Genomic DNA, 26,388 nt, shown 5'->3' on the forward strand with positions numbered 1-26,388 from the left:
GTCGGAAAGGAATATGCGTGGATGCAGTCCCAAGGGGAGTGCACCTGCACTCGTATCGGCGGCATCGCCGCCGAAGGGTGCGGGCATCGCCCGCAGTTGAGTGCGTGGGACCGGATTTGAACTTCCGTCACTTCGCTTCGCTCGTGACGACGTTCGCGGTCGGCGAGCCGACCGCTCACCGGCGGACCCCTACGAGACAGCGCCCTCGACGCTGTGCCGGCGGCGAGCTAGATCGTAGAGCCGTTCCTGTTGCTCGCGGGTTTGCACCGGAAAGGAATATGCGTGGATGCAGTCCCAAGGGGAGTGCACCTGCACTCGTATCGGCGGCATCGCCGCCGAAGGGTGCGGGCATCGCCCGCAGTTGAGTGCGTGGGACCGGATTTGAACCGGCGGACCCCTACGGGACAGCGCCCTCAACGCTGCGCCGTTGGCCTGGCTTGGCTACCCACGCACTGTGTGTCTGTCTGCACTCCATCGGTATCCGTGGCCGGATAAAAGGGCTTTCGTTTGCCGACGGCGAACGGGTCCGATCGGGTCGCGGTCCCGACACGGTGCCTGGGTGACAGTGGTGTCGGAAACGGACCTTTCAAATACGGGGCAGCTATTACCGCTCGTATGGCGAAATACTCGACCGGCGGCGCGGGCGGAAACGCCGGCGGGAGCTGCGAACTCTGCGGCGCGGAGGACGAGGACCTCCGCACGGCGAACGTCGCCGGGGCCCAACTCGAGGTCTGCGCGGACTGCGCACAGCACGGGGACGACACGAGCGAGAGTTCCGACGACGGCAGCAGAAGCGACAGCGACCGCAAGCGCCGCGCGGCCCAGAACGCCGCCCGCATGGACGACGCGCGCAAGGGCGACCCGACTCACTGGGAAGAGGAAGGCACAGATTACGAGGACGACCAGTTACCCTACCTGGTCACCGACTACGGCAAACGACTCACCGCCGCACGCCAGGACGCCGGCCTCCAGCTCGAAGAACTCGCCGACGAAGTCGGCATCGACCAGGCCGACCTGCTGGCCGTCGAACAGGGCCGTGCCACCCAGGCCGGCGTCGGCGGCTCCGTCATCTCCAAACTCGAGGACCGACTCGACGTGGAACTCGCCGAATCCTGACCGACCTGACCCGGTCCGGCGGCCCCGTCCGTTTTTGTGCTGCGCCCACCTGATGGCGGCATGCACCTCTCGCCCGAACAGGAAGCCATCCGCGACACGGTCCGGGAGTTCGCCGAGGCCGAAATACAGCCGGTCGCCCGCGAGGCCGACGAGACCGGCGAGTTCCCCGAAGGCGTCTGGGACGGACTGGCCGACCTCGACCTGACCGGACTCACGGTGCCCGAGGAGTACGGCGGCTTCGACGCCGACCGCGTGACGTACGCCGTCGTCAACGAGGCCGTCGCCTACGGCGCGCTCGCGGTGGCGACTGCCCTCTCGGTCCACTGTCTCGCGACCTCCTGCATCCGCGAGTTCGGCGACGAATCGCTCCACGAGGCGTGGCTCCCGGAGATGGTCGACGGGCGACCCGTCGGCGCGTTCGCGCTCTCGGAACCCCAGGCGGGTTCGAACCCCGCCGAGATGACGACGGAAGCGCGCCGCGACGGCGACGAGTACGTCGTCGACGGCACCAAACAGTGGATCACCAACGGCGAGCGGTCGGGCGTCGTCGTCCTGTTCGCCAAGACCGACCGCGACGACCCCGGAAGCGTCACGCAGTTTCTCGTCCCGAAAGACACCGACGGACTCTCCGTCGGGAGGCGGGAGGACAAACTGGGACTGCGAGCGAGCGACACGACGACGCTCGAATTCGACGGCGCGCGGATTCCCGCGGAGTACCGGCTGACCGAGGAAGGCCGCGGGCTCTCGGCGGCGCTGTCCATTCTGACCGGCGGGCGCATCGGCATCGCCGCCCAGTCGGTCGGCCTCGGACAGGCCGCGCTCGACGCCGCGATCGAGTACGCAAACGAGCGCGAGCAGTTCGGCCAGCCGATCTCCGAGTTCCAGGCCATCCAGCACAAACTCGCAGAGATGCACACGACAGTGCAGGCCGGTCGGCTGTTGACGCTCGACGCCGCCAGCCGTGCGGACGCGGGTGAGAGCGTGCGCGGCGCGGCGAGCATGGCGAAGTACTTCGCCAGCGAAGGGGCAGTAGACGTGACCAACGAGGCCGTCCAGATCCACGGCGGGTACGGGTATACCAAAGATTTCGACGTGGAGCGGTTCTACCGGGACGCCAAAGTGACGACCATCTACGAGGGGACGACCGAAATCCAGAAGCGCGTCATCGCCGAGGAGCTGTCCTAGTCGCGTTGTCGATTACGGGCTTCGACGTACCCGAGCAGACCGAAGACGTTGACGACGGGCATCGCCGAGACGTGCGACCAGATTTCACCGACCTCTTCCCGGCCGCGCAGGTCGAGAAACACCCACAGTGGGATCAGCAGTTCGACGGCCAGGAATCCGAGCGCCCCCAGCCTGAGCGTCCGGCTGTACGGCGAGGCCGGCGTGTCGATGCCGACCAACGTGGCCGCGACGAGTCCGAACAGCGCCCAGAGGAGGGCAACCTCACACACGAACCGGATCCGGAGGACGGTCGCGTCGGACTCGTTCGTGCCGGTCGACTCTTCGGTTCGTGTGAACGGACCAAAACGTCCGGGGTCGACGGGCCGACTGGTCCACCGAAGGGGCTATTTTCGGGCCGGTCCTACCGCAGACCGTGATTCAGGAGTACGACGCGCTGGTCTACGACCTCGACGGGACGCTGGTCCACCTCGACGTGGACTGGGAAGAAGTGCATCACGAGGTCGCCGCGGTCCTGCGCACCCGCGGTGTCGACGTGGACGGCGCGGACCTCTGGACGCTGCTCGAACTGTCCGAGGCGGCGGGGTATCGCCGGCTCGTCGACGAGACCATCGCGGAGTTCGAGCGCGAAGGGGCGCGCACGTCGCGTCGACTTCCGCCGGCGCGGACGGTCCCCGCCGACCGGCCGATCGGCGTCTGCTCGCTGAATTCGGAGTCGGCCTGCCGGATCGCGCTGGAGACCTACGGACTCGATGGGTGCGTCGACGTGATCGTCGGTCGTGACTCCGTGGCGACCGAGAAGCCCCACCCGGAACCGCTGCTGGCGACCGTCGAAGGGCTGGGGGTCGCGCCGGAGTCGACGCTGTTCGTCGGCGACTCCGAGCGCGACGAAGAGACGGCGCGTCGAGCGGGCACGGACTACGTGTACGTCCGCGAGTTCGAGATCTAGGTCTGCTGGCGGCGGGCGTAGAGATAGACCGCGACGGCGGTACAGAACCAGACGATAGCGCCGACCCGGACGGCGAAGTTCGCGCGGGCGGCCCAGGTCTGGAGTTCGACGACGATCGCGAGCAGGGCCACCAGCGGCGCGCCGACGACGATGGTCGTGACGAAGGTGACCTGCATCACCCAGCCGTAGTCGACACCGTCGGGATCGGTCGTCTCGGCCGGTTCGCGGTCGATCGGTGCCACACCACCGGCTGGGGACGGTCGGAATATGCGTCTGTCGGTCCCGTCTTTTCAGACACGTTTACCACCCCGGGCGACCGACTCGGAGGTATGCGAGCGAAGGACATCCGGGAGAAAGCGGGCGAGGAGCCGCTCACGATGCTGACAGCCTACGACGCCCCGACGGCCGAACTGGTCGACGCGGCCGGCGTCGACATTATTCTGGTGGGCGATTCCATCGGGAACCTCCGGCTGGGCTACGAGTCGACGCTCCCGGTCACGGTCGAGGAGATCGAGAGCGCCACCGCCGCCGTCGCGCGCGCCACCGAGGACGCCATGTTGATCGCCGATATGCCGTTTCTATCCTTCGGCGCCGACGAAGACGAGGCCGTCGAGAACTGCGGCCGGATGCTCAAGGAAGCCGACGCCGACGGGGTGAAACTCGAGTCCGGCCCCCACACCGTCGAGTTGACTCGCCGGCTCGCACAGATCGGCGTGCCCGTGCAGGCGCACCTCGGGCTGACTCCCCAGCGCGAGAACGAAACCGGCCTCTTCCGGCAGGCGACCGACGAGGATGCCGCCAGGCGGATTATCGACCTGGCCGAGCGCCACGAGGACGCGGGCGCGTTCTCGCTCGTCCTCGAACACGTCCCGGCCAACGTCGGCGCGGCCGTCACCGAGGCCATCGACATCCCCACCATCGGCATCGGTGCCGGCCCGGAGTGTGACGGCCAGGTCCTCACCGTCGACGAGGTGATCGGGCTGAGCGAGGACGTGGCCCCCTTCTCGAAGGCTTTCGGCGACGTGCGCTCCGAGATGCGCGAGGCCATCGACGGCTACACGTCGGCCGTCGAGAACGGCGAATTCCCGGCCGAGGAACACAGCCACTACGAGGACGAGGTCGACGACGTGTACTGAGACCGACCACGGGCCAGTATCGGGATTCACCTAGTGGTCGGTCTCCGGGCTCGTACTGGACCGAGCCAAACGGCATTCGATGCGGATTCGGAGCCGGCCGGCCGTCGCCCGTCTCTCTCATTCGATCCAGCCTGTCACGTGGGGAGAACTGGCGATGAGGCCGTCGACGCCACGCCGTTCGAGCGCCCAGGCCCCGGGTCTGGAGTCGACGGTCCACGCGTTGACCCCCAGTCCAGCGTCGTGAGCGTCGTCGACGACACCGGTCAACAGACACAGCCACGCGTTCGGATGTACGTACCCACAGTCGAGATTCTTTGCGACCGCGAGGTCGTCGTTCGGTGTCACTCCGAGCACGTATGCCAGTTCCACGTCCGCACGCGTCTCGGGGTGGACACCACGAAGTGCCTCGGGATCGAACGACGAAATAATGACTTCGTGCGGCGTCGATTCGGCCATCGAGAGGGCCTGTTCGGTTATTTCTGGGTCCTTCAGTTCGAGATTGACGCCCACGTCGGCGGGGATGGAGTCGAGGACAGCACCGAGGGTCTGGATACCTTCGCCGTTGTGGGCGTCGAGCGCGGCGAGTTCGGACGCAGTCAACTCATCTACCTGATCGATGCCGTCGAGGTCGATGTCCACGAGAGCGTCGTGTGCGACGACGAGTTCACCCGACGCACACCGGCGAATATCGAGTTCGATCATGTCTGCACGTGGAATCGCACCTTCGATGGCCGCGACCGTGTTCGCGGAGTATTGCTCGTCGAAACCGCGGTGGGCAACGAGCCGCATCAGTACACCGTCCGCCAGCGAGCGGCAAATTTGTTCCGGCCAAGTCGTCGAGCCATCGGTCGGCACTAGCCTCGTTTACTGAACGCATCCACCGTGTCAATCGGGCGAACTCGCGACTGTTCGCCCGCTTCAACGGACCCGATCCGCCAGGAACGCGTCCAGGCCCTCGTTGAACGCTTCGAAATTCTCCAGCATCGCCATGTGACTCGTCCCGGGGACCTCGGCGTACTCGGCATCAGGGAGGTTCTCGACGAGGTACTCCGAGAACGTCGGCGGCGTCAGCGAGTCGTTGTCGCCGACGATACAGAGCGCCGGCACGGTGATCTCGTCCAGTCGGTCGCGCACGTCGAAGGTGTCACAGGTCGAGAGATCGCGTCGCAGCATTTCGATGCCGACCTCCCGCATGAGGTCGTCCGTCGGGCCCGCAGCCGGGTGGTCGGTGTCCTCGAAGAGGACGTTCGCCGACCGCATGAACTGGAGGATCGGTTCCACGTCGTCGCCCAGCAGCGCGCCAACGTCCTCGCCGATGCCGAGTTTCGCGCCCGTGCCCGCGAGGACGACGGCCTCCGGGTCGTAGGCGCCGTCGAGGATCAGCGTCTGGACGACGGCCCCCCCCAGCGAGTGCCCGGCGATCACGTCCGCGTCCACCTCGCGGGCCACGGCCGCCACGTCATCGACGTAGGCCGCCATCGTCTCCGGGCCGGCCGCGGTATCCACGTCCTCGGACTCGCCGTGGCCGCTGAGGTCCACGGTGACGGCGCTGTAGCCGTCTCTGCCGGTCTGTTCGCGCCACACGTCGTGGCGCTGTCCACTGCCGTGGACGAACAGGACGACCGGGTCGTCCGTCGACTCGTCGCTCCAGTAGGCCGTCTCGCGACCGTCGTGTGTCACCGTCGCCATAGGAGCCCCTTGTCCCGACAGGGGTTTAAATCCCGGCGCGGACCCGTGAACGGCCCGACAGCCTGAACCGCAACACAGCCGCTCAGCAGCCGACCCGACGCCGTTTGCCGGTTTGGCGGCAAAACATTTATATACTAAAGCGACTAACTTAGAGTTAGTATGAACGGTCAAGAGCAGTTCAGAGAGGCGGAAGGCCCCGTCGGTCGTCGCGAGTACGCCGACGGTGCGGTCGTGTTCGTCGCGGACGTCGGTGTCGGTCGGGAGGCGAGCGTGGACGTGGTCGGTGACACGGCCATCGTCGTCGCGGACGACGAGCAGTACGAGTTCGATATCGGGGACGGCGAGAACGCGCAAGCGTTTATCAAAAACGGCGTCCTCACTGTCGAGGTGAACGCATGAGACTCACCGTCAAGCCCCTGAAACAGAAGGACGCGGGTCGCGGACTCGCGGCCATCGACCGCGCGGCCATGTCCGAGATGGGCGTCGAGAACGGCGACTACATCGTCATCGAGGGCAAGAACAGCGGCCGCGCGGTCGCCCGCGTCTGGCCCGGCTACCCCGAGGACGAGGGCAAGGGCGTCGTGCGGATCGACGGCCAGCTCCGCCAGGAAGCCAACGTCGGGATCGACGACTCCGTCGAGGTCGAAGACGCGGACGTCCAGCCCGCGACCTCCATCACGGTCGCGCTCCCGCAGAACCTCCGGGTCCGGGGTAACGTCGGCCCGCACATCCGAAACAAGCTCTCCGGTCAGGCCGTTACGACGGGGCAGACGGTGCCGTTCTCGCTCGGCCTGGGTCCGCTGTCCTCGATGTCGGGTCAGAAGATCCCGCTGAAGATCGCCGAGACCGACCCGTCCGGGACGGTCGTGGTCACCGACTCGACGGACATCCAGGTGAGCGAGAAGCCCGCCGAGCAGATCGCCGGCGAAGCCGGTGCCGGCGGTGCCGCGAGCCAGGAGACGCCCAACGTCACTTACGAGGACATCGGCGGCCTCGACGAGGAACTCGAACAGGTCCGGGAGATGATCGAACTCCCGATGCGTCACCCGGAACTGTTCCAGCAACTCGGCATCGAACCGCCGAAGGGCGTCCTCCTCCACGGGCCACCGGGCACGGGGAAGACGCTGATGGCGAAAGCCGTCGCCAACGAGATCGACGCGTACTTCACGAACATCTCGGGCCCCGAGATCATGTCGAAGTACTACGGTGAGTCCGAGGAGCAACTCCGTGAGGTCTTCGAGGAGGCCGAGGAGAACTCCCCGGCCATCGTCTTCATCGACGAGATCGACTCCATCGCGCCCAAGCGCGGCGAGACCTCCGGCGACGTCGAGCGCCGGGTCGTCGCCCAGTTGCTCTCGCTGATGGACGGCCTCGACGAGCGCAACGACGTGGTCGTCATCGGGGCGACCAACCGGGTCGACAGCATCGACCCGGCGCTGCGCCGTGGCGGCCGCTTCGACCGCGAGATCGAGATCGGCGTCCCGGACAAGGACGGCCGCAAGGAGATCCTGCAGGTCCACACCCGCGGGATGCCCCTGGCCGAGGGAATCGACCTCGACCAGTACGCCGAGAACACTCACGGGTTCGTCGGCGCGGACCTCGAATCGCTGACCAAGGAGTCGGCGATGAACGCGCTCCGGCGCATCCGGCCGGAACTCGATCTGGAGTCCGACCAGATCGACGCCGAAGTGCTCGACCGGTTGCAGGTCTCCGAGAGTGACTTCAAGGACGCGCTGAAGGGGATCGAACCCTCCGCGCTCCGCGAGGTGTTCGTCGAAGTGCCCGACATCACCTGGGAGGACGTGGGCGGCCTCGGCGACACCAAGGAACGGCTCCGCGAGACCATCCAGTGGCCGCTGGAGTACCCCGAGGTGTTCGAGACGATGGACATGCAGGCCGCCAAGGGCGTCCTCATGTACGGGCCGCCGGGCACGGGGAAGACCCTGCTCGCGAAGGCCGTCGCCAACGAGGCCCAGTCCAACTTCATCTCGGTCAAGGGTCCCGAACTGCTGAACAAGTTCGTGGGCGAGTCCGAGAAGGGCGTCCGCGAGATCTTCGAGAAGGCGCGGTCGAACGCACCGACCGTGATCTTCTTCGACGAGATCGACTCGATCGCGGGCGAACGCGGCCGCCACGCCAGCGACTCGGGCGTCGGCGAGCGCGTCGTCTCCCAGTTGCTGACCGAACTCGACGGGATCGAGGCCCTGGAGGACGTGGTCGTCATCGCGACCTCCAACCGGCCGGACCTGATCGACTCGGCGCTGCTCCGCCCGGGGCGGCTGGACCGCCACGTCCACGTCCCCGTCCCCGACGAGGACGGCCGCCGGAAGATCCTCGATGTCCACACTCGTAACAAGCCCCTGGCCGACGACGTGGATCTGGACAAGCTGGCCCGCAAAACGGAGGGCTACGTCGGTGCCGACATCGAGGCACTGACTCGCGAGGCCTCCATGGCCGCCTCCCGGGAGTTCATCGACAGCGTCTCCCCGGAGGAGGTCGGTGAGAGCGTGGGTAACGTTCGCGTGACGATGGCGCACTTCGAGAACGCGCTCGACGAAGTCGGCCCCAGCGTCGACGACGAGACCCGCGAGCGCTACGACGAGATCGAAGAGCGCTTCGACACGGCCGAGCCCGCCGTCGAGGAAGACACGGTCAGCCGGACCTTCCAATAGTACCTTTTTTGCGGGGTGGGTCGCTGACCCAGCCCGCGAAGGATCTACGTTAAACGAGCCGCTCGCGCGGAGCGCGAGCTGTGAACCGGCGGCTTCGCCGCCGGATGCTGGTGCTCAGTGTAACGGGCGTCTGGAGCATCCTGTTTTTGTTGGTGCGCTGTCGAGTTACCGCATGGTCTCGGCCGACTGGCTCGTTACGGCCGCACTCGGCACCGCTGCATCGTCTATCGGGCTGTTTTTGCTCTGTCTGTCACGCACCGGCTCCCACGAGGACCTTCGTCCGCCGACGGACTGGGGTGCCGATCTGGGACTCGTCTCCGTCGAGCAGACACGGACCAGGCGGCTCATCTGGGCGGGATACGGTCTCGTCTCGCTGCTCGTCGGACTGGCGTTTTTCGTCGTGCTCGTCGTCGCCTTCTGACGCCTGCGAAGGGGCAGGTTCCACTCACGACGGGCACATCGGTCAGTATCACGCATTCACACCAGCTGTATCGGGACAGCGGCCCCGGACAACTTCGACGGAGAATCAGTCGGTCGTCTCGAAGAACTCGTCCAGGAGCTTCCGCTGGCCGGCCCGGAGGTGGTGCAGGAGTGTGGGGCCGGTGATCCCCAGTGCTTCGGCGACCTCTTCGGCGGTACTGCCGCGCGGTGACTCGAAGTAGTCGGCGAAGAAGGCGGTCCGGAGGACGTTCTCCTGGCGGTCGGTGAGTCGGTCGCCGAGCGCGTCCCGGAACTCACCGACGGTCGTCGCCTCGCGCCGGCGCTCGCGTTTCGCGACGACAGTCGCGTGGTGGACTCGTGTGAACGCGTCCGCGATTCGACGGACGTCGGCTGCCGGCGGCAACTCGACGACGATGCGACCCTCGCCCGCATCGTAGGTCGCCGTCCGCAACGTCGCGCCCTGGCCCACGAGTTGCCCGAGTGGCGTCGAATCGTCGAGAATCAGCTCGAGCGACCCGCCCGCCTCACCCGCTGCGACGACGCGTGTCCCGAGGACTGCCTCGCCATCGAGCGCGTGCTCGACTGTACGGGGCGCGTCGCCCTCGGCGTCGAGATAGCAGACGAGCCGGTCGCCGTCTGGAATCAGACCGGTCACGGACAGCGTCGTCTCCGTTTCTTCCGCGGCCGCGACCAGCGGCGCTTCGGAGTCGGTCAGTGAGAACGTCAGTTCGACGACCCTGTCGGCCGACAGCAGCGAGCGGTTTCGGGCGGCGGTGACCGCGAACCCGGCCATCTCGCCGACGGTGCCGAAGTTGCGTCGCTCGCGTTCGGAGAACGCGTCCCGGTCGGACGCGTAGACGCCGACCACGCCGTGGACGCTCTCGCCGCCGGTCAGCGGAACGGCGAGCAGCGACTGCACGCCGTCGGCGAAGGCCGCCCGTCGGATCGGTTCGGCAACGGCGTCTGCCTCGCCGAGCGACTGGACGGTTTCGGGCTCGCCGCTCTCGATGGCCCGCCGTTCGGGCACGCGGCCGTCACCGTCGAGTTCGTCCGCGATGCGGTCGAGCGTCCGGTTGTCCACCCCCGCCGCCGCGCGCATCACGAGGTCGTCGCTCCCGACGGCGCGTTCGCCCACCCAGGCGAACTCGTAGAGGGCCGTCTCGCCCAGTTGCGCACAGATCGTCTCCGCGATCTCCGCCCGGGTCGAGGCCGCCACCAGTTCCCCCAGCACGTCCGCTATCAGTTCGCTCGTGACCGTCAGCCGGTCTACGTCTTCGCGGGCGTCTGCTAGCTGTCGCTCTGTCCGGCGTTGCTCGGTCCGGTCGCGCAGGTAGAGGTAGACGGTGTCTCCATCCGGGACGAGGGACACGTCGAGCCAGCGGTCGAGGTCGGGATAGTAGGCGTCGAACGACCGCTCGCGCTCGGGCGGCGTCTCGAAGGCTCCCGGCACCCGTGCCTCGACGGACTCGGGGAACACCGTGTCGATGGACTCGCCGGCCGCGTCGGTCGCGCCCAGGTCCAGCAACTCGCGGGCGACAGGGTTCAGGTCCCGAACGGTCCCGTCGGGTGTGAGGTCGAGCATCCCGATCGGCGCGTTCCGGGCTCGGTCGTTCATGTCCCTCGCCTCTCCGGTTCCGAGCAGCGATACTTCAGACTCACGGCGTCACTCCGGCTCGATCCCGGTCACCGCGAATCGCACTCCACCCGGTGCAGACTCGCTGGCTTCGATCGACCAGCCGTGGAGGGCGGCGATGCGGGCGACGATTGCAAGCCCCAGCCCGGTGCCGTGGTCGTCGGTGCTGTACCCCGGCTCGAAGACGCGCTCGCGGTCCGCCTCCGTGATCCCGGGGCCGTCGTCTTCGACGTAGAAACCGGTCCGGTCGCCGTCGAGGGGGCCGACCGTCACGGTGACGGTGCCGTCCACGGTCTCGGTGTCCGTGTCGGGGTGCGCGGAGCCGTGTTCCACTGCATTTCGAAAGAGGTTCTCGAAGAGTCGGCCGACCCGATCGGCGTCGGCGGTCGTCGTCGGGAGCGGGCCGTCTATGGAGAGCGTGGCGTCGTCGGTCTCGACGGTCCCCCACGCGACTTCGGCGACCTCGCCGAGAGAAACCGACTCGTCCGGATCGACCACGTCCTCACCCCGGGCCAGGGTCAGCACGTCCCGGATGATCCGCTCCATGCGCTCGTGTGCATCGGCGACCCGCTCGAAGTGTTCGTCCTCGCCGGTCTCGCGTCCGGCCCGGAGCCGGGCCGTCGCCACGTCGAGCGGGTTCCGGAGATCGTGACTGACCACGCTCGCCACGTGGTCCACGTCGATGGCTACCGATGTGTTGCCCCCCGCCTCGGGAATCGCCACGAACACGAGAGCCCCGTCGCCGTCCGGCGCTGGTGGGACGGTCCTCGCGACGTATCGCTCCGCTCCGCCGGTCCCGCTGGTCCGGACCCGGACGGGCGATTCGCCGGACAGGACCGCCTCGAAGCTGTCGGCCGACACGAGAGTGACGCCGAGGTCGGCCATCACGGCGGCCACCGGGTCGCCGACCGTCGCCCCCCCGAAGGCGGCCTCGAACGGGGCGTTCACGGCGCGAACGATCGCCGTACTATCCTCGAAACCGAACCGGCAGGCGGGATCGGGCCATCGCTCGATCCGGATCGGGTCCGTGTCCGTTCGGTCCCCAGTCATGCGTTCGCGTCCCCCGTCGCGGGCGACGGCGCGGCGGTCGGTGTCTCGGCGAACATTGACGTTGTGGTGTTACAGGCGGGGTCGTTTTAGTCGGTGTCGCTAGGCATACAGAGCCGCCCGATGCAGATGGGCGGACGGTGATGGAGCGGGAGAGTGTCTCGCGGGCCCTATCAGGCGTGTTCCTCGTAGGGCTGGACGACGACGAATCCGGCGGTGCCTGTGAACTCCATCTGGAAGCGTTCGCCCGACTCCTGCCCGACCATGTCCGAGAGGTTGGTGTTGACCGAAACGTCGGGCGTGGTCCCGCTCCAGGCGACGGTGGCGCTCGGATCGGTCGTGACCGGGGGCTCCATCACGAGCGGGTCTCCGTGAGTCGTCAGCGCCACGTAGCCGGGACCTTCGAGGTGGACGTTCGTGAACCCGCCGGCGAACGAACCCGCGAGGCTGTCGATGGTACTGATCTCGTAGTCCAGCTCCGACTCGAAGGCCAGCACGTCCTCGCCGTTGACGGTGACCGACTCGTCGGCGTCGAGTTCGAGTATCTGCACCTTCTTCTCCCGGTCGGCCAGGTAGACCTGTCCCTCGCCCTCGACGGTCATCACCGGCGTTCCCTCGCCGGTCGCGGCCTCCTTGAGAAAGCCGGTGATGCCACCCTCGGCCGAGGCCTGCCCGGTGAAGGAGAGATCGCCCGTGTAGGCGATCATCGCGCCAGCCTTGGCCAGCAGTGATCCGTCGACGGCCGCGTCGAGTGTGTAGCTGTTCTCGCGCTGGAACCGTTCGTCCGAGTCGGTCGGTGCGTGTTCGGATTTGAACTGGTCGACGTCCATGGTATCGTCTCGCCGCCGCGAAGATAATAAACGGGGGGCGACGTTTCCGGGCGAGAAACGGCGACTGGTCGCGGTCGATCATTCGCCCTCACGGCCGATAGCCTCGAACTCGTCGAGCGCGTCCGCCTCGTCGCCCAGGAGGCGCCTGGCGCGTCGCTCCAGCCGATCGGCTCTCGCTTTCGTCGCCTGGAACTCGTCGTGGGACTCGCGCTCTTCGGCCGAGAGTTCGGCCTCGATGACTCGGCGCTTCGACTCGACGGCAAAGTAGTCGCCGAGAACCTCGTAGCCGAGCACCGTACACTGGTGGGTGACCGCCGCCTGCACGTCCTCGCGGTCGACCGGCTTGCAGAGGTAGTCGTCGAACGGCATATCGAGGACACCGAAATCCGGGTCGATCGCGGTGACCATGATCACCCGGCCGTCGAAGTCGCCCTCGTCGAATCGGTCGAGCACCTCGTCGCCCGACAGCCCCGGCATGTGCCGGTCCAGAAGAACCACGTCGAGTTCCCGATCCTCGACGGCCCGCAACGCCTCTTCACCCCCGTAGGCCGTCTCGACCTCGCACAGGCCGCGCAACCGGAGTGCGTACGCGTCGGCGACTTCCCGCTCGTCGTCGACGACCAGCGCCCGCGGGCAGTCCTCGTCGGTCCCGTCACCCATTTCGGTTCTGCTATTGTTCGGTCACGGTCATAACGCCTGTCGTTCTGCTCGACAGGAACGGCGTCTGTATTACTAGAGGGTGCGACGGTCGCCCGTCTGTATAGCTAGCATCGATCGATAGCACGCTGGCGCGTTTCTGTCGATACACGATGACCGGAGACACGCGGCAGTACGGAACGAACGGTGGCGTACGGACCGAACGGAACGACGATGACGCGACCATGCCTGGGACTGCGGACCTGTCCCCCGACGAACTGCTCGAACTGCTCGGCGACGAGTACACCCGAGCGGTTCTGGAGGCGGTTCTCGACCGTCCGCGCAGCGGTGCGGCGGTCGCGGACGCGACCGGTGTCTCCCGGGCGACGGCGTTCCGTCGTCTCAACGACCTGGCCGAACTGGGCCTCGTCGAGACCGAGTACCACCTCGATCCCGACGACGGACACCACCACAAGCGCTACCACGCGGTGATCGATACTTTTTCCGTCACGTTCGGGGAAGAGGGATTCGAGGTTACCGTCGACACCGACGGCACACGCGCCCGGGATCGAGTACCCGCTCGCGCGCCGGCGGACGATTAGACGGCTGGAAGATCGATACGGTGCCACGGAACCGGGAGTGTGTTCGACCGACGCGACAGGGGCGGCGAGGCCGATGACCGCCAGCGCCGGCCGCCTCGCAGTCGGTAGCATGGCAGTCGTGGTCGCCGGTGCACTCGCGGCCTCGCTGTGGCCGCGCCGCGACGAGGCGACCGCGCGCTCGCTTCTCGGCGTCGCACTGGCGCTGTTCGCCGGGAGTCTGTGTCACCTCCTCGTGGTGGCCCCGGGCGGGCCGAACGTGGTCCCCGTCCTGACCGGGCCGGAGCCAGGCGACCTGCGCTGGGTCGTCTTCGGTGCCGCCACGAGCGTCGTCGCTGGGGGCCTCTGGTCGCTGTTCGCGTTCCGGTACACCGGCCGCGACACTCGGTCGCTCCGGGTCGTCGCGGCAGGTGTGGCTCTGCTCTCGCTGGGGAGCGTCGCCGTCGCCGTCCGGGCCGCGACCGCCGGGCCCTCCATCGCGCTGGTCGACGTACTCACGGTGGGATATCTGCTCGTGGGCTTTCTGGTGACGATCGGGATCTTCCTGTTGCTGTGGGCTTCGGTCGGCGCGAACGCCTTCCCCGTCCGGGAGCCACTGTTGTTGTCCGGCGGGGTCGTCGTCCTGCTGTCTGGCGTGCACGTCGCACAGGTGTTCGCTCGTCCCGTCCTCTATCCCGCGTCGCTGGCACTCGCCAGCGGGTCGTTGCTCTTCCCGGTGTGGCGGTACCCGATCTTCGAGACGCTCCCGGCCGCGCGCGTCGCCGGCCGTGACCGCGTCGTGGACGAACTGACCGACGGCGTCGTCGTCACGGACCGGACTGGAACAGTCCAGGATCTGAACCCCGCCGCGGAACGTCTGTTCGGCGTCTCCCGTGCGGAAGTCGCCGGCGAGTCGGTGTCGGCGGTCCTTGACCAGCGGGTCGATCCGGACGATGCCATCGCGGCCCGAGAGCCGATCCTGGTCGAGACCCAGGGCGCTGCCGTCGCGGTGACCGGGACGCCGGTGAGCGACCGACACGATCGGTCGTTTGGAACGGTCCTGCTCTGCACGGACGTGACCGAGCGCCGGACCAGAGAGGAGCAGCTGACCCTGCTCTCCCGGTTCGTCGCGGACGTCGTCGACGACCGTATGGTCGACGTAGCCGGGGACGCCGCCGCCGTCACCGACGGAACCGCGACAGCAGACGCGACCGCGGTGGCCGACCGCGTCTGGTCGCGAGCGACCGACCTCACGACGCTCGTCGCACACGCACGCGAGGTCGAGCAGGCCATCGCCGACGGCGAAGGAACCGCCAGCGACACGGATCTGCGGCCTCGGATACGCGAGGCCGTCGAGCGGGCCGTCGACGGCGGATCGGACGGCGACGCCGCCGAACCGGTCGTCGAGGTGCCGGACGAACCGTTCTCGTCCGATCTCTCGCCGGGACTCTTCGAGGCGGTAGTGAAACTCGTCGTCGAGGACGCTCTCGAACGCGCCCCGGGGCGTGTGACGGTCGAGGGCACGGTGGAGCCGCCGACGGTCCGGGTCAGCGCCGACCCGGCGGCGTCGGGAGAGCGGTCGGATGCGACCCGGAGCGACGAAGTGACGATTCCAGTCGTTCGACTCGCGGTCGAAGGGGCCGGCGGGTCGGTCTCGGTGACGCGGGACGGGGACCGACGGCGAGTGACGACGCGGTTCCCGGCCGCGGACGGCTCGGGAGGTGACCGCTGATGGACGCCGGCTGGATACTCGGTGGCGTCGCGGTCGCGGGCGTCTGCGTCGCGGGGGTCGTCCGGACCGCCTGGCACCGCGATCGGCCGGGGGCAGTCCCGTTCGCGGTCCTCACCTGTCTGCTGGGCACGCTGGCCGTCGCGGTGTCGCTGTGGCAGACCGGAATCGTGCCGGCCGGGTCGACGGTGACCGTCGAGGCGCTCCTCCTCGGTGGGTACGCGTTCACGTCCCTGCTCTGGATCGGGTTCGTCTTCGAGTATACCGGTCGGGGGCCGGTACTCACCACGACGCGCTGGGCAGGGCTGGTCGCACTCGGCTGTCTCACCGTCGCCAGTACGGCCGCCACCTGGCTCCACGAGATCGGCCGGGTTCCGCTGGGGACGGTGGGGCGGGTATCGTACCTGGCCACCTTCTTCCTGCAGGTCTCGGTGTTCTCGCTCGGATTACTCGGGGTCGTCCTGATCGCCCGATCTGCGACGGTCTACGACGACCTGTCGCTCCCGCGTGCGAGTGTCTTCACCGTCGCGGGCCTCGGCATCACGCTCCTCCCGTTGACGGTCGGCTTCGGTCGGCTGTTCGCGCCGGGAGCGACGGTACGGGTGGCCTTCCTGCAACTCTGTCTCGTGGCCGGGCTCTTCGCCGCAGTAGAACTGGCCGGTGGCCTGTTCGAGACGGGGGCGACCGCCGGCCACCTCGCGCGGGAGACGGTGCTCGACACGGTGGCATCACCCGTCGCGGTCGTCGACCGTGAGAACCGCCTGCTGGACCTGAACGATGCCGCCGCCGAGACGTTCGCGGTCGATCGGACGCGGCTCCGGAAGCAGTCGCTGGAGACGGTCGCGGGCGTCGACGACGAGACCGACCTGTCCGGTCCGCTCACGATCCGGACTGCCGGCGGTCGTCGAGAGTTCCTCGTCGACCGAAGCGCCATCGACGACGGGACCGGGACCGTCCTCGGGTACGCCTATCGGTTCCGGGACGTGACCGACCGGAAGACCCGCGAACAGCGACTGCAGGTCCTCAACCGGATCACGCGTCACAACCTCCGCAACGACCTCGACGCGATCCGTGGGTTCGCCGAGACGGTCCGGGACGAGGAGCTCGAATCCGCCGAGACGGAACGGTACTTCGAGCGGATCGAGACGCTCGCGCACGGACTCGTCGACCTCTCGTCGGCCATCGAGCGCTCCGAACGGCTCGTGTCCGATCCGACGCCGCGACGGGAGCGCTGCGATCTGTCGGCTGTCGCCGAATCGGTCGCCGATCGGACCGGCGGCGAGCGAGTCACCGTCGACTCCCCCGACGACACCGTCGAGATACGATCCGATCCGGAGATCGTGGGGCTGGTCCTCGAAGAACTGGTAACGAACTCGCTCGAACACACGGCGGACGATCCGGTGGTCGTCGCCGTCAAGCCGAGCGGGGAGGGCGGGGCGCTCGCAGTTCACGATTCCGGTCCCGGCATCCCCGAACACGAACGGGCCGTCCTGCTCGAAGGCGAGGAGACTGCCGGCATGCACGGTACAGGCGTCGGCCTCTGGCTCGTCTCGTGGGGTGTGACCCGCCTCGGTGGCCGGCTGTCCTTCGGTGACCGCGAGCCTCGCGGCAGCACCGTCACCGTCCACCTCCCCGACCTCGGAGCCGTACGCGAACACGAATGACACGCTTTAACACTCTTCCGAACGATGTCGGACAAACGCCCTCCCCGACAGATGACTCGTCCCTACAGCGCTCCGTCAGTGGTATCGTCGTGTGGTCGCCGTCAGTTCCTGGGGCTCGGTGCCGGGGCCGTGGCGGCCGCGCTCGGCGGCTGTTTCGGTCTCGGCGGCGGTGACTACCCGGGCTACGCCGACTGGATCCCGCCGAGCGACGAGGGACTCCTCGTCGGGTACATCGACTTCCGCGTCACGCGGGACTCCCCGCGGGCCGACCGACTGCTCCCCCTCCTCCTCCCGTCGCGAGACGGCGGCGAAGCCGCCGAGTTCGTCCCGGAGCTCTCGGGGTTGGACGGAATCGACGACCCCCTGCTCGGCTGGCCGCTCCAAGTCGGAGGCCGGCTGATCGCCGGAGCCGCCATCGGGATCGCCGCCGGCGGCCTCGGCTACCTCGTCGACCCGGAGAAGCCGGAGGAAATCGTCGACGAACTGTTCGTGGCCGACGGGGTCGCCGTGGGCGTCGGCGAGATCGACGAGAGCGAGGCCGACGAGAGTCTTCGGGAGGGGACGGACGACCTCATCGGCCGGATGCCGTTCGAGCCCAGCGGCGACTACCGTGGGTTCACGATCTACGAGCCGACCGTCGACGATTTCGACGGCGTCACGGCCCTCGGCGAGTCGAGTGTGGTGGTCGCGAACACGCGCGAGGAACTGGAAGCGGCCGTCGACGCCCAACGCGGCGACGGCAGCCTCGCCGTCGACGAGGACGGGACCTTCGAGTGGCTGGTCGACGAAGGGGGCCGGGGTGACCTCGTGGCCGGTTGGAATGGGTCGGTCGACCCGAGCGAATACATGTTCGGCGACACGGACGGCGTGATCGCGAACGACCTGCTGACGGACCGCGATCACGTACTCGGCGCCGTGGACTTCGCGCCGGACGAGGACGAGATCACCGCCGAACTGGCCGTGCAAGACGCCGGACTCGACGGATCGGGGAGAGACCGCCTGCAGTCCGAACTGGGGACGTCGAGCGGCGACACGTCGTTCACGGGCGGTGAGAGACGACTCTCCGCGACCGGGACGTACACCAGTCGTGTGCTCGACGTCGATTTCAGCCAGCCTTCGAAGACGCCCGCGACCCCGGAGACCGAAGTGCCGTCGGGCGATCCCCCGCCCGAAGTCGCCGAGGCCGTGCCCGAAGATGCAGTCGAGTTCAGCTACGACGGCGACCGCAAGGTCAAGGTCGGACTCACCGCCGATATGGCGGTGGACAAGGTGACGATGCGGGCGCTCGAATCGGGATGGGAAGGCTCGACGACGACACCCCAGGAGGGACTCTATTTCTACGTCTACATCGACCCCGAAGGGGACGAAGTCGCCGTCACCGCCACCGTCGACGGCACCACCGGGACGATAGCCCGGGAGAAGTTCCCCTGATCGACCGGGGCCGCCGGTGTTTCCCGCCGTGAGACGCTGCGTTCGGGTTATTGATCTCCCCGCTCGACGGGGCAAACATGGAAGCACTCGACTCGGAGCGGTGCGGCGTCGGCATCCGCGGCGTCGCGATGGCTATCGACTCGGTCGTCTGGATCGCCCTCTTCATGATCGCCGTCTCGGCCGTGGGTGCGGTCTCCGGTCAGACGGTAACTACTGCGAGCGGGGTCGAGACGGATCTCACCGGAACGCCCGCCGCCATCGCGCTGGGGCTCTGTCTCGCGCTCGCCATCGGCTACCACACGCTGGCCGAGTGGCGGTACGGCAAGACGCTCGGCAAGTACCTCGTGAGCATCCGGGTGGTCGCGGACGACGGAACCGTGCCGTCACTCGGCGCGGTCCTGGGGCGTAACGTCCTCCGACTCGTCGACTGGTTGCCCCTGTTTTACCTCGTCGGGATCGGCGCAGTCGTCGTCTCCGACGGCCAGCGACGGCTCGGAGACCGGATGGCCGGCACCGCCGTCGTCCGGTCCTAGTTGAGCGCTGGCCCTCGAAGCGACCGTGACTCGAACGTTCAGTTGACTATCCGGTGGTGGTTTCCCCGGAGGCTGCTTCGGATCGGCTATGGACAGACGAACGTTGCTCGGTGTCGCAGGGAGTGCCGGCGTCGTCGCGACGGCTGGGTGCAGCGCACTGGGGAGGGCACAGACGCTCTCCGATCCCACGGTCGGTGGCGAGTCGGATCGGCGGAAGCATCTCGGTTTCACCGCGGACGGCGAGGAAGTGGCGACGTTCGGCGTCGACGGTCGCGTCTCCGGGGAGACTGTCGAACTGCCAATCGAGATCTATCACCGGGACGGAACCAGGGTCGAGTCGATCACGCTCAGGGTCTGGATGCCACCGCGGGACGCCCCCGCGACGGTGGCGGTCGAGTCGCCGGTTTCGGGCGACAGTTCCCCGCCGCCCGAGGTGACACTCTCGGTACCGGACAGGGGACAGGGCCAGCTGATCGGGATTTCCGACCTCGACGATCTCGCCGACGAGACGATCAGCACGCTGACTCTGCTCGTCAGGCCACATCCCGAGGCTTCGGGACCGCTCTCGATCGCGACGACCATCGAACTCGGTGGCGGGGGCGTACTGGCGAGCGATTACACGCTCGACGGCCAGCTCGACCTCGAATTTCCCGCGGTCACGAGCCAGTAGTCCAGCCGCTCAGAGTGTGGGCTGTTCGACGTGGTTGTTCCAGAACAGTTCGGATAGATACTTCGGGTAGGTCGCCTGGTAGCCCAGCGCGTTCGCGACGGGCCCGAGGACTTTCGCCATGGGGACCGTGACCGCCGGCGGCGGCGAGGTGAATACCGTGTCGTCGCTGGTCGCGGCGGTCATCGCCAGCCCCTGCAGGAGCCCGGGCTCGGCGTCCTCGTCTAACTTGCCTTCGTGGGCGAGGCCGTACAGCGTCGTGATCACGTCCTGCGTCTGTCCGGCGGGGCGGGTCGTCGTCACCGTCGCGCCTATTTCCTCGCCGACGTTCCGGAAACTGTGTGGAACCTCCGGAGGGACGGTGAGTTCGTCGCCCGCGGTCGCGTGTCGAACGTCGCCGTCGACCTCGAAGTGGAACTCGCCGCGGATCACCTCGAACGATTCCTCGTAGCCGACGTGGTAGTGTTCCGGCGGCCCGTCGTTGCCGGCGGCGAAGACGCCGAGGCCGGTCGCAGTCTCGCCGTCGGTCTCCGTGGCGGGGACCAGTTCCGTCACCCACTCACCGGTGAGCGGATTCGAGATCAGGGGGCCGGTGCGGTCGGCCAGGCGGTCCGCGATGGGACCGTCGGGGTCGACGTCGATGCCGGTGTCGGGGATCGGGTCGCCGTGCTCGTCGATGGTTCGACCGAGCGTGACTGTGGAGGGCACGGGTTCCGTCTCGCCCGTCGCCGTCGAAAGCGTGTCGGTACTCGAACCCGGTGTCGGCCAGTCACTCGTAGCGGAGCGCGTCGATGGGGTCGACGCGGGCCGCGCTCCAGGCGGGGTAGAGCCCGGAGACGACGCCGACGACCAGTCCGATGCCGATGGCCGCCCCGACCCAGACCAGCGGGAGGGTCAGGGGGAGTTCCGCGTACGTGACGGCGACCCACCCGCCCGCGACGCCGATGGGGACGCCGAGCAGTGCGCCGCCGACGCCCAGCAGGAGCGCTTCGACGAGGAACAACTGGAGGACGTCGCGGTTGGTCGCGCCGACGGCTTTCATGATCCCGATCTCCTTGGTTCGCTCGCGCACCGAGACGAGCATGATGTTGGCGATGCCGATAGCGCCGACGAGCAGGGAGATGACGGCGATGCCGGTGACGAACTGGGTGAGCCGGTCGACGACGTTCTCGATGCGCTCGACGATGTCCTCGTTCGTCCGGGCGCTGACCTCGTAGCTCCCGGGAGCCAGCTGTGTGGCGTCGGACTCGGCCTCGAGGTAGTCCTGCACGCGGTCCTGGACGGCGGCGGTATCGCCGGGATTCGCGGCGACGACGGTCACCTGCGGGAAGACGTTCTGTCGGGTGCCCGTGGTCGGACTCGTGACCACGGTGTCGTAGGCACAGGTGGGCAGGTAGAAGCGTGGCTGGGAGCCGAAGCCGGCGAGCGGGTTCAGCCCGGCGTCGTCCCCGAGGACGCCGACGACGGTGACGTTCCGCGTTCGGTTCCCGCGCTGGGTGATCGACACCTGATCACCGACCGAGAGATTACCGGGGAAGAGCGCGGCCGCGGAGGGCGTCACGACCATCTCGGCGGGGCAGGCCGCACCCGAGCCCGCATCGGCGAAGGCGTCTCCCTCGCGGAACGTGACGCTCTCGAACAGCGCGGGCGTGGTCGCGGTCACCTGGTCTCTCGCGACAGTCTCACCCCCGTGTGTGAGCGCGGACGTGGCGATGGTGCCGCGGGGGACGACCCGATCAACCCCCTCGATCTCGCCGATCCGACTCACGTCGTGCTCGGTGAACACGGGCTGGGAGAGCGCGGCGGGGGGGCCGCCGTCGTCGCTGGGCGTGGCGACGAGGAAGACGCGATTGGCCGGCGAGTCGTCGAACTGCCCGACGACTTCCGCCTTGACGCTCGCCCCGAGCGTGACGAAGGTGATGACCGCCGCGATGCCGATGACGATACCCAGCGCGGTCAGGGCCGCCCGGAGTTTGTGGCCGCGGATCGACCGCACCGCCAGCCGCAGGCTCTCGGCGGCGTCCATCAGGCCGCCCCCGTCGGGTCCACGGCGTCGATCCCTTCGATCTCGCCGTCGCGGAGCCTGACGATGCGTTCGGCCCGGTCTGCGATGGATCGCTGGTGGGTGACCAGCAGGATGGTGTTGCCGGCCGCGTGGAGGTCGTCTAGCAGGGCCATGATCCGCTCGCCAGTCTCGGTGTCCACGTTCCCGGTGGGTTCGTCCGCGAGGACGATGGCCGGATCGGTCACCAGCGCGCGGGCGATGGCGACCCGTTGTCGCTGGCCTCCGCTGAGTTCCGACGGCCGGTGGTCGGTGCGGTCGCCCAGCCCGACCCTGTCGAGGAGGTCCCGGGCTCGCTCCGTGCGCTCGGCGCGCGCGGCGCCCTGGAAGACCAGCGGGAGGGCGGCGTTCTCTTCGGCGGTCAGCCGCGGCATGAGGTTGAACGTCTGGAAGACGAAGCCGACCTCCTGTCCGCGGACCCGTGCGCGCTGGCCGGCCGACAGCGCCGTCACGTCCTCGCCGGCGACGCTGACGGTCCCGGCCGTCGGCGTGTCGAGACAGCCCACGAGGTTGAGGAGGGTACTCTTGCCCGACCCGCTGGGCCCCATGACGGCGGTGTAGGAGCCTCGGGCGAGCGTGAGCGACACGTCGTCGAGGGCGTAGACCGGTTCGCCGCGGGTGTACGTGCGGGACACCGCGTCGAGTTCGACGGCCGGCTGCTCGGCGCTGGCCACGTCGCCTGTCATCGACCGAACCAGGGGCTCCAGACAATTGAACGCTACGCGCACCAGCCGAAGGGTTAAGCGGTTCTCTCCCCTAGGCAATTCCGTGACACCTCCCGCCAGTGATACGGACCGAGGGGTACTGTCCCTCCGGCTGGCCGCCATCGTCGCCGTCCTGCTGGGGGCCGGCGTCGCCGTGGGCATGGCCGTCCAGCCCGACGCGACGACCGCGCCCAGCGGCGAGGACGTCCTCGACCGCACCGCGGAACGGTACGCCGACGCCGACAGCTTCGTCGGCACCGTCGCCGTCGACGTAACTTTCGAGAACGAGACCGACCGGGTCGAACGATCGGCCCGCGCGCAGGTCCAGTACCTCGCGCCGGACGGCTACCGGATGGACGTTCTCGCCCCCGACCGCGTAGCGAACACGACAGTCGCCACGAACGGCTCGGTGATGTGGCTCGACGGCCCGGCCGGCCCGCCCGTCGTCCGCTCGCCCAACGCCAGCCAGTCCGAACGGCTCGAACAGGTGAACGTCTCCAGGACTGTGGAGAAACTCGACGCGAACACGTCGGTGACCAACCGTGGCACGGCGACCGTCGACGGTGAGGAGACCTACGTCCTCGACGTGGAATACACCGGCTCGACGGAGTTGCCCGACGACGAGCGCTACGCCAACCTCAGTGACGAACTCGATCGGATCGAGGAGACGAACCTCACAGTCTGGGTCGACACCGACGACTACCGGCTCCACAAGGTCGAAGCCGTCGTGACCGGGGACGAGGGAACGATGACGACGACGATGCGCTTCGAGTCGTTCCGGTTCGACGTGGCGATCCACGAGAGCTCGTTCCAGCCGCCGACCGACCGCCGGGTCGTGTCGGGCGCGTTCGACCGGACGAGCTACGACACGCTCGCCGATGCGAACGCGGCCGTGGACTTCAGCGTCACCGAGCCCGCAGTGCCGGCCGGCTTCGAGCTCCAGAGTGCCGTCGTCGGCTCGCAGGGCGACCGTGCGACGGTGACCGGCGTCTACGGTAACGGGACGGCCGAGTTCGTCGTCGTGGCGTCCGAACGGAACCCGCTCTCCCGGTTCGACACGGACGGCGAGTCGCTGGCGGTCGGCAACGAGACCGTCACGGTCGTCTCGCGGGGCGACACGACGGTCCTGTTCTGGGAGGCCGACGGCCGGACCTACGGCGTCGCCGGCTCGCTCGGACAGGATCGACTCGCCGAGATCGCTGGACCGCTGATCGCGGCGGACTAGTTTTCACCGCCTCGCTCGTCCATTTTCGAGACGTGTCGTAACTGGAACCGCTCGCGGAGTCCGACGAGCAGTCCGAGCCCGACGACCGGCGCGAAAAATCGTAGCAGGAGGCCGAAGAAGCCGGTGAGAACCGATGGCTCGTTCACGCCCGCCTCGAACACCCGATAGTAGCCGGTGCTGGTCCGGACTGGCGTTTCGGGAACCTCGACGGACCCGGTGTGATTGGCCGAGCCGGTCCAGGCAGCCCGGCGGACCGTCGGCGGTACGTCCGCGGCATCGACCGAGACGGCCGCCAGTGTCTCTCGTGGATCGACGGGTTCGAGATCGAGGTAGATCCGAACCAGGGAGCCATCGGAGGCATTCTCGGGTTCGGGCGAAGGGGTCGTGGTGTAGATCGGTTCGTAGATTCTGCCCTCGACCCGGGCGTAACGGTAGCGTTCGTCGGCAGGGCCAGCAAACTCACCTGATTCGGGCGACGCCTGCCAGTCAGTGGGAACGGTGTGGTTGGTGGCAAGGTACGACTCGAAGGCACAGACTCGAAGGTCGTCGTAGGCCGAGCAACCGATCTCGTCACTGATCGGAACCTGATACGGCGTGTCCTCCAGTTCGGGCGCGTACTCGATGGTACTCCCGTTGACCGTCACCTCGGCGCGCTCGTACTCGTGGACCTGCTCGCCGAAGTCCAGGGGGAGGCTCCAGAGCGGCGCCGTCAACAGCACGAGCGCGAACACGCAGGTGAGCGCGTCTCGCCGTGCGGGCGTGAGAGAGCGGGCGGCCATCCGTGGCCGGTGGATCTCCACGGCCGATCAAAGTAATTTCGATCCGCTGACACGATCACTCGTACGTGTACCCGTCCAGGCGGGCGACGGTGTAGCGGTAACAGCCCGCGGCGGCGAGCGCGAGCAGGGTGGCCCACGCGAGGAAGCCGACGGCCCGGACCAGCTGCGCCGACCCCCCGGCGAACGGCGGGGCGTCGATCACGACGGGGACGAAGACGGCCGCGATACCGGCGACGGCCACGACGGTCGTGAGGAAGGAGTGGCCGAGCAGGGCGGCAGTCGTCGGCGTCGGGGCCTCGACACCGCCGAAGGCGCGGACGGCCTCGAACCGCGGCGCGAACGCCCCCAACCCAAGCGCCAGTAGACTGCTGAAGCCCGTGAGGACGATCGCGTACACGAGGACGTACGCGAGATTCACCGACCCGAGGGTGCTGTACCAGCCGGTCAGCACGACGCCCAGCAGGGTGACCGGGAGCCACAGAATGGTGCCGGCGAGGATGCGTGCGCGGACCAGCGTCCTGCCGGGCGAAGGTGTCGTGAGAACGGCTGGCAGCATCGATCCCTCGGCACCCAGCGGGTTCAGCCCGAAGGTCCCGCCGGCGAGGAACGCGCCGAGCACGGCGACGAACACTGGCATGATCGGCGACCGCGGGTTGGAGACCGCCAGTTGCGCGATGGGGAAGGCCATGAACAGGAAGTAGGTCAGGTGGACGAACTGGGCGGGTGCACGCACACCGCGGACCCACTGCCACCAGACGAGGCGGGTGACCCGGCGACCGGCGAGGGCGGAGGGCATCGCCGCGCGTGAGAGCCGCGCCCGGACGCTGGTCCCGTCGCTCGTGACCGGATCGGCGTACCAGACGACCGGCGCCAGCTGCCAGGTGGCCCCGAACAGCAGCGGGATCGACCCCAGGACGATGCCGGCGGCGACCAGCGACGGCGTGCCGACGGTGACGGCCACCGGCGATGCGACGAGCAACAGATCGGCGTACGGACCGACCGGGACGGCCCCGAGCGGGGCGAGTGCCTCCAACAGTCTGACCGGGTTCGATGGCGCGAACACGTTCACCCCGACGATGATCGCCCCGGCGACGAGGAGGCTCGCCCACGCGCCCGATGGGTTCGACCAGCCCAGCCGTCGGTACCCGAGGCGCACGAGATAGCCGAGGGTGAATCCGCCGGTCAGCCCGAGTGCGAGCAGGGGCAGGACACCGACGACGGCGACCGGGATCATGAGAGGGGTTCCAGCACCCAGCGCGAAAGCCGCGACCGCAGCCACGATCGGGCTCCCGAACACGGCGACGACGCGTACGTACTCCGCGAGCACGAGGCCCGTGACGACCGCCCGAGGGCGCACGAGCGTCAACAACAGGTCGGCGTGGTCGGCGTCACCGGCGCGTTCGAGCGCCCGGAGACCGAACACGATCGAGAGCGATCCGATCCAGGCCACGACCTGCGGCCGGAGCAGTTCGACGACCGGCAGGTCCGTCCCGGTCCGAAACCTGAGGCCCAGCGCGTACCCCCCGGACAACAGGGAGAACAGGACCGGCGAGAACAGCACCAGCAGGAGCGCGATGCCCATGAGTTGCCGGCGACTGGCGAGGACGGCCCGGACGCTGCGGCGTATCTCGACGGTCGCGATGTGGACTCCGTGCCGGAGGTCCCTCGCCAGTTGTCCTGCCATC

General features: G+C 68.2%; 27 protein-coding genes and 1 tRNA gene. 14 read left to right on the top strand and 14 right to left on the bottom strand.

Going from position 1 to position 26,388, the window contains the following annotated elements; all coding sequences use genetic code 11:
• Positions 1–366: 366 nt before the first annotated feature.
• Positions 367–451: transfer RNA gene (locus EAF64_RS00070), tRNA-Leu, on the bottom strand.
• A 164-nt stretch (positions 452–615) separates the two neighbouring features.
• Between EAF64_RS00070 and EAF64_RS00075 the strand changes: the two genes are divergently transcribed.
• The gene (locus tag EAF64_RS00075; RefSeq protein ID WP_129066954.1) at positions 616–1,116 is read left to right on the top strand and encodes a helix-turn-helix domain-containing protein; all 501 of its coding nucleotides are present in this window, start codon (positions 616–618) and stop codon (positions 1,114–1,116) included.
• 60 nt (positions 1,117–1,176) lie between these two features.
• Entirely contained in the window at positions 1,177–2,301 is a 1,125-nt protein-coding gene (locus EAF64_RS00080) for an acyl-CoA dehydrogenase family protein (RefSeq protein ID WP_129066955.1), read from the top strand.
• Here the strand turns inward: EAF64_RS00080 and EAF64_RS00085 are convergent.
• Positions 2,298–2,570 (bottom strand): hypothetical protein, encoded by a 273-nt coding sequence (locus EAF64_RS00085; protein ID WP_129066956.1) that lies wholly within the window; start codon positions 2,568–2,570, stop codon positions 2,298–2,300. The two genes, EAF64_RS00080 and EAF64_RS00085, sit on opposite strands and share 4 nt — an antisense overlap.
• A gap of 146 nt (positions 2,571–2,716) precedes the next feature.
• Here EAF64_RS00085 and EAF64_RS00090 point away from each other — a divergent pair, with 146 nt between their 5' ends.
• Positions 2,717–3,247, top strand: coding sequence for an HAD family hydrolase (locus EAF64_RS00090; RefSeq protein ID WP_129067872.1), 531 nt, complete (start codon positions 2,717–2,719; stop codon positions 3,245–3,247).
• On the opposite strand, the gene EAF64_RS00095 is transcribed toward EAF64_RS00090, so the two are convergent.
• The gene (locus EAF64_RS00095) at positions 3,244–3,423 is read right to left on the bottom strand and encodes a DUF5822 domain-containing protein (RefSeq protein WP_129067873.1); all 180 of its coding nucleotides are present in this window, start codon (positions 3,421–3,423) and stop codon (positions 3,244–3,246) included. The genes EAF64_RS00090 and EAF64_RS00095 overlap by 4 nt on opposite strands.
• Positions 3,424–3,576: 153 nt before the next feature.
• Between EAF64_RS00095 and panB the strand changes: the two genes are divergently transcribed.
• Positions 3,577–4,383 (top strand): 3-methyl-2-oxobutanoate hydroxymethyltransferase, encoded by an 807-nt coding sequence (panB, locus tag EAF64_RS00100; protein WP_129066957.1) that lies wholly within the window; start codon positions 3,577–3,579, stop codon positions 4,381–4,383.
• 117 nt (positions 4,384–4,500) lie between these two features.
• On the opposite strand, the gene EAF64_RS00105 is transcribed toward panB, so the two are convergent.
• Entirely contained in the window at positions 4,501–5,172 is a 672-nt protein-coding gene (locus EAF64_RS00105) for a glycerophosphodiester phosphodiesterase (protein ID WP_129066958.1), read from the bottom strand.
• A gap of 129 nt (positions 5,173–5,301) precedes the next feature.
• Positions 5,302–6,072 carry an alpha/beta fold hydrolase gene (locus tag EAF64_RS00110; protein WP_129066959.1) on the bottom strand — a complete coding sequence of 257 codons (771 nt, stop codon included), beginning with the start codon at positions 6,070–6,072 and terminating at the stop codon, positions 5,302–5,304.
• A gap of 159 nt (positions 6,073–6,231) precedes the next feature.
• On the opposite strand from EAF64_RS00110, the gene EAF64_RS00115 reads away from it, so the two are divergent.
• The 3 genes from EAF64_RS00115 to EAF64_RS00125 all read left to right on the top strand — a co-directional run bounded on the left by EAF64_RS00115 (position 6,232) and on the right by EAF64_RS00125 (position 9,165).
• Complete coding sequence (locus EAF64_RS00115; RefSeq protein ID WP_129066960.1) at positions 6,232–6,471, top strand: DUF7127 family protein; 240 nt, start codon at positions 6,232–6,234, stop codon at positions 6,469–6,471.
• Positions 6,468–8,744 carry a CDC48 family AAA ATPase gene (locus tag EAF64_RS00120; RefSeq protein ID WP_129066961.1) on the top strand — a complete coding sequence of 759 codons (2,277 nt, stop codon included), beginning with the start codon at positions 6,468–6,470 and terminating at the stop codon, positions 8,742–8,744. Before EAF64_RS00115 ends, EAF64_RS00120 begins: the two co-directional genes overlap by 4 nt.
• A gap of 172 nt (positions 8,745–8,916) precedes the next feature.
• Entirely contained in the window at positions 8,917–9,165 is a 249-nt protein-coding gene (locus tag EAF64_RS00125) for a hypothetical protein (protein ID WP_129066962.1), read from the top strand.
• A 105-nt stretch (positions 9,166–9,270) separates the two neighbouring features.
• Here the strand turns inward: EAF64_RS00125 and EAF64_RS00130 are convergent, their stop codons facing one another.
• From EAF64_RS00130 to EAF64_RS00145, 4 genes are all read right to left on the bottom strand, one after another.
• Positions 9,271–10,800: a bacterio-opsin activator domain-containing protein gene (locus EAF64_RS00130; protein WP_129066963.1), complete on the bottom strand. Its 1,530-nt coding sequence runs from the start codon at positions 10,798–10,800 to the stop codon at positions 9,271–9,273.
• Positions 10,801–10,848: 48 nt separating this feature from the next.
• Positions 10,849–11,868 (bottom strand): sensor histidine kinase, encoded by a 1,020-nt coding sequence (locus EAF64_RS00135; protein WP_129066964.1) that lies wholly within the window; start codon positions 11,866–11,868, stop codon positions 10,849–10,851.
• A gap of 170 nt (positions 11,869–12,038) precedes the next feature.
• The gene (locus EAF64_RS00140) at positions 12,039–12,695 is read right to left on the bottom strand and encodes an AIM24 family protein (protein WP_129066965.1); all 657 of its coding nucleotides are present in this window, start codon (positions 12,693–12,695) and stop codon (positions 12,039–12,041) included.
• A gap of 78 nt (positions 12,696–12,773) precedes the next feature.
• Entirely contained in the window at positions 12,774–13,355 is a 582-nt protein-coding gene (locus tag EAF64_RS00145; protein WP_129066966.1) for a response regulator transcription factor, read from the bottom strand.
• A 149-nt stretch (positions 13,356–13,504) separates the two neighbouring features.
• On the opposite strand from EAF64_RS00145, the gene EAF64_RS00150 reads away from it, so the two are divergent.
• From EAF64_RS00150 to EAF64_RS21265, 6 genes are all read left to right on the top strand, one after another.
• Positions 13,505–13,933, top strand: a complete 429-nt coding sequence (locus EAF64_RS00150; protein WP_227738840.1) for an ArsR/SmtB family transcription factor — start codon at positions 13,505–13,507, stop codon at positions 13,931–13,933.
• 73 nt (positions 13,934–14,006) lie between these two features.
• Entirely contained in the window at positions 14,007–15,641 is a 1,635-nt protein-coding gene (locus EAF64_RS00155) for a PAS domain S-box protein (RefSeq protein ID WP_129066967.1), read from the top strand.
• Complete coding sequence (locus EAF64_RS00160) at positions 15,641–17,302, top strand: ATP-binding protein (protein WP_129066968.1); 1,662 nt, start codon at positions 15,641–15,643, stop codon at positions 17,300–17,302. The genes EAF64_RS00155 and EAF64_RS00160 overlap by 1 nt, the downstream gene beginning before the upstream one ends.
• 78 nt (positions 17,303–17,380) lie before the next feature.
• Complete coding sequence (locus EAF64_RS00165) at positions 17,381–18,733, top strand: hypothetical protein (protein WP_129066969.1); 1,353 nt, start codon at positions 17,381–17,383, stop codon at positions 18,731–18,733.
• 77 nt (positions 18,734–18,810) lie between these two features.
• Positions 18,811–19,266, top strand: coding sequence for an RDD family protein (locus EAF64_RS00170; protein WP_129066970.1), 456 nt, complete (start codon positions 18,811–18,813; stop codon positions 19,264–19,266).
• 88 nt (positions 19,267–19,354) lie between these two features.
• Positions 19,355–19,936 carry a hypothetical protein gene (locus EAF64_RS21265; protein WP_227738841.1) on the top strand — a complete coding sequence of 194 codons (582 nt, stop codon included), beginning with the start codon at positions 19,355–19,357 and terminating at the stop codon, positions 19,934–19,936.
• A 9-nt stretch (positions 19,937–19,945) separates the two neighbouring features.
• On the opposite strand, the gene EAF64_RS00180 is transcribed toward EAF64_RS21265, so the two are convergent.
• The 3 genes from EAF64_RS00180 to EAF64_RS00190 form a co-directional block, all read right to left on the bottom strand.
• A complete protein-coding gene (locus EAF64_RS00180) occupies positions 19,946–20,641 on the bottom strand; it encodes a cupin domain-containing protein (protein ID WP_129066971.1) in 696 nt (231 codons plus the stop codon).
• Between the two features lie 61 nt (positions 20,642–20,702).
• Positions 20,703–21,959, bottom strand: a complete 1,257-nt coding sequence (locus EAF64_RS00185; protein ID WP_129066972.1) for an ABC transporter permease — start codon at positions 21,957–21,959, stop codon at positions 20,703–20,705.
• Positions 21,959–22,681 carry an ABC transporter ATP-binding protein gene (locus EAF64_RS00190; RefSeq protein ID WP_129066973.1) on the bottom strand — a complete coding sequence of 241 codons (723 nt, stop codon included), beginning with the start codon at positions 22,679–22,681 and terminating at the stop codon, positions 21,959–21,961. The genes EAF64_RS00185 and EAF64_RS00190 overlap by 1 nt, the downstream gene beginning before the upstream one ends.
• Positions 22,682–22,763: 82 nt before the next feature.
• Between EAF64_RS00190 and EAF64_RS20675 the strand changes: the two genes are divergently transcribed.
• Positions 22,764–23,924, top strand: a complete 1,161-nt coding sequence (locus tag EAF64_RS20675; protein WP_193767518.1) for a LolA family protein — start codon at positions 22,764–22,766, stop codon at positions 23,922–23,924.
• Here EAF64_RS20675 and EAF64_RS00195 read toward each other — a convergent pair.
• The gene (locus EAF64_RS00195; protein ID WP_129066974.1) at positions 23,921–24,703 is read right to left on the bottom strand and encodes a hypothetical protein; all 783 of its coding nucleotides are present in this window, start codon (positions 24,701–24,703) and stop codon (positions 23,921–23,923) included. The genes EAF64_RS20675 and EAF64_RS00195 overlap by 4 nt on opposite strands.
• A gap of 55 nt (positions 24,704–24,758) precedes the next feature.
• Positions 24,759–26,387: a hypothetical protein gene (locus EAF64_RS00200; protein ID WP_129066975.1), complete on the bottom strand. Its 1,629-nt coding sequence runs from the start codon at positions 26,385–26,387 to the stop codon at positions 24,759–24,761.
• Position 26,388: the final 1 nt, after the last annotated feature.

Source organism: Halorientalis pallida (assembly GCF_004118325.1).
Lineage (GTDB): Archaea > Halobacteriota > Halobacteria > Halobacteriales > Haloarculaceae > Halorientalis > Halorientalis pallida.

Excerpts from the sequence above, each read along its gene's own strand:
- EAF64_RS00075 (WP_129066954.1), top strand. The coding sequence starts at position 616 with ATGGCGAAATACTCGACCGGCGGCGCGGGCGGAAACGCCGGCGGGAGC.
- EAF64_RS00080 (WP_129066955.1), top strand. The coding sequence starts at position 1,177 with ATGCACCTCTCGCCCGAACAGGAAGCCATCCGCGACACGGTCCGGGAG.
- EAF64_RS00095 (WP_129067873.1), bottom strand. The coding sequence starts at position 3,423 with ATGCAGGTCACCTTCGTCACGACCATCGTCGTCGGCGCGCCGCTGGTG.
- panB (WP_129066957.1), top strand. The coding sequence starts at position 3,577 with ATGCGAGCGAAGGACATCCGGGAGAAAGCGGGCGAGGAGCCGCTCACG.
- EAF64_RS00105 (WP_129066958.1), bottom strand. The coding sequence starts at position 5,172 with ATGCGGCTCGTTGCCCACCGCGGTTTCGACGAGCAATACTCCGCGAAC.
- EAF64_RS00110 (WP_129066959.1), bottom strand. The coding sequence starts at position 6,072 with ATGGCGACGGTGACACACGACGGTCGCGAGACGGCCTACTGGAGCGAC.
- EAF64_RS00115 (WP_129066960.1), top strand. The coding sequence starts at position 6,232 with ATGAACGGTCAAGAGCAGTTCAGAGAGGCGGAAGGCCCCGTCGGTCGT.
- EAF64_RS00120 (WP_129066961.1), top strand. The coding sequence starts at position 6,468 with ATGAGACTCACCGTCAAGCCCCTGAAACAGAAGGACGCGGGTCGCGGA.
- EAF64_RS00125 (WP_129066962.1), top strand. The coding sequence starts at position 8,917 with ATGGTCTCGGCCGACTGGCTCGTTACGGCCGCACTCGGCACCGCTGCA.
- EAF64_RS00130 (WP_129066963.1), bottom strand. The coding sequence starts at position 10,800 with ATGAACGACCGAGCCCGGAACGCGCCGATCGGGATGCTCGACCTCACA.
- EAF64_RS00135 (WP_129066964.1), bottom strand. The coding sequence starts at position 11,868 with ATGACTGGGGACCGAACGGACACGGACCCGATCCGGATCGAGCGATGG.
- EAF64_RS00140 (WP_129066965.1), bottom strand. The coding sequence starts at position 12,695 with ATGGACGTCGACCAGTTCAAATCCGAACACGCACCGACCGACTCGGAC.
- EAF64_RS00145 (WP_129066966.1), bottom strand. The coding sequence starts at position 13,355 with ATGGGTGACGGGACCGACGAGGACTGCCCGCGGGCGCTGGTCGTCGAC.
- EAF64_RS00150 (WP_227738840.1), top strand. The coding sequence starts at position 13,505 with ATGACCGGAGACACGCGGCAGTACGGAACGAACGGTGGCGTACGGACC.
- EAF64_RS00155 (WP_129066967.1), top strand. The coding sequence starts at position 14,007 with ATGACCGCCAGCGCCGGCCGCCTCGCAGTCGGTAGCATGGCAGTCGTG.
- EAF64_RS00160 (WP_129066968.1), top strand. The coding sequence starts at position 15,641 with ATGGACGCCGGCTGGATACTCGGTGGCGTCGCGGTCGCGGGCGTCTGC.
- EAF64_RS00170 (WP_129066970.1), top strand. The coding sequence starts at position 18,811 with ATGGAAGCACTCGACTCGGAGCGGTGCGGCGTCGGCATCCGCGGCGTC.
- EAF64_RS21265 (WP_227738841.1), top strand. The coding sequence starts at position 19,355 with ATGGACAGACGAACGTTGCTCGGTGTCGCAGGGAGTGCCGGCGTCGTC.
- EAF64_RS00185 (WP_129066972.1), bottom strand. The coding sequence starts at position 21,959 with ATGGACGCCGCCGAGAGCCTGCGGCTGGCGGTGCGGTCGATCCGCGGC.
- EAF64_RS00190 (WP_129066973.1), bottom strand. The coding sequence starts at position 22,681 with ATGACAGGCGACGTGGCCAGCGCCGAGCAGCCGGCCGTCGAACTCGAC.
- EAF64_RS00195 (WP_129066974.1), bottom strand. The coding sequence starts at position 24,703 with ATGGCCGCCCGCTCTCTCACGCCCGCACGGCGAGACGCGCTCACCTGC.
- EAF64_RS00200 (WP_129066975.1), bottom strand. The coding sequence starts at position 26,387 with ATGGCAGGACAACTGGCGAGGGACCTCCGGCACGGAGTCCACATCGCG.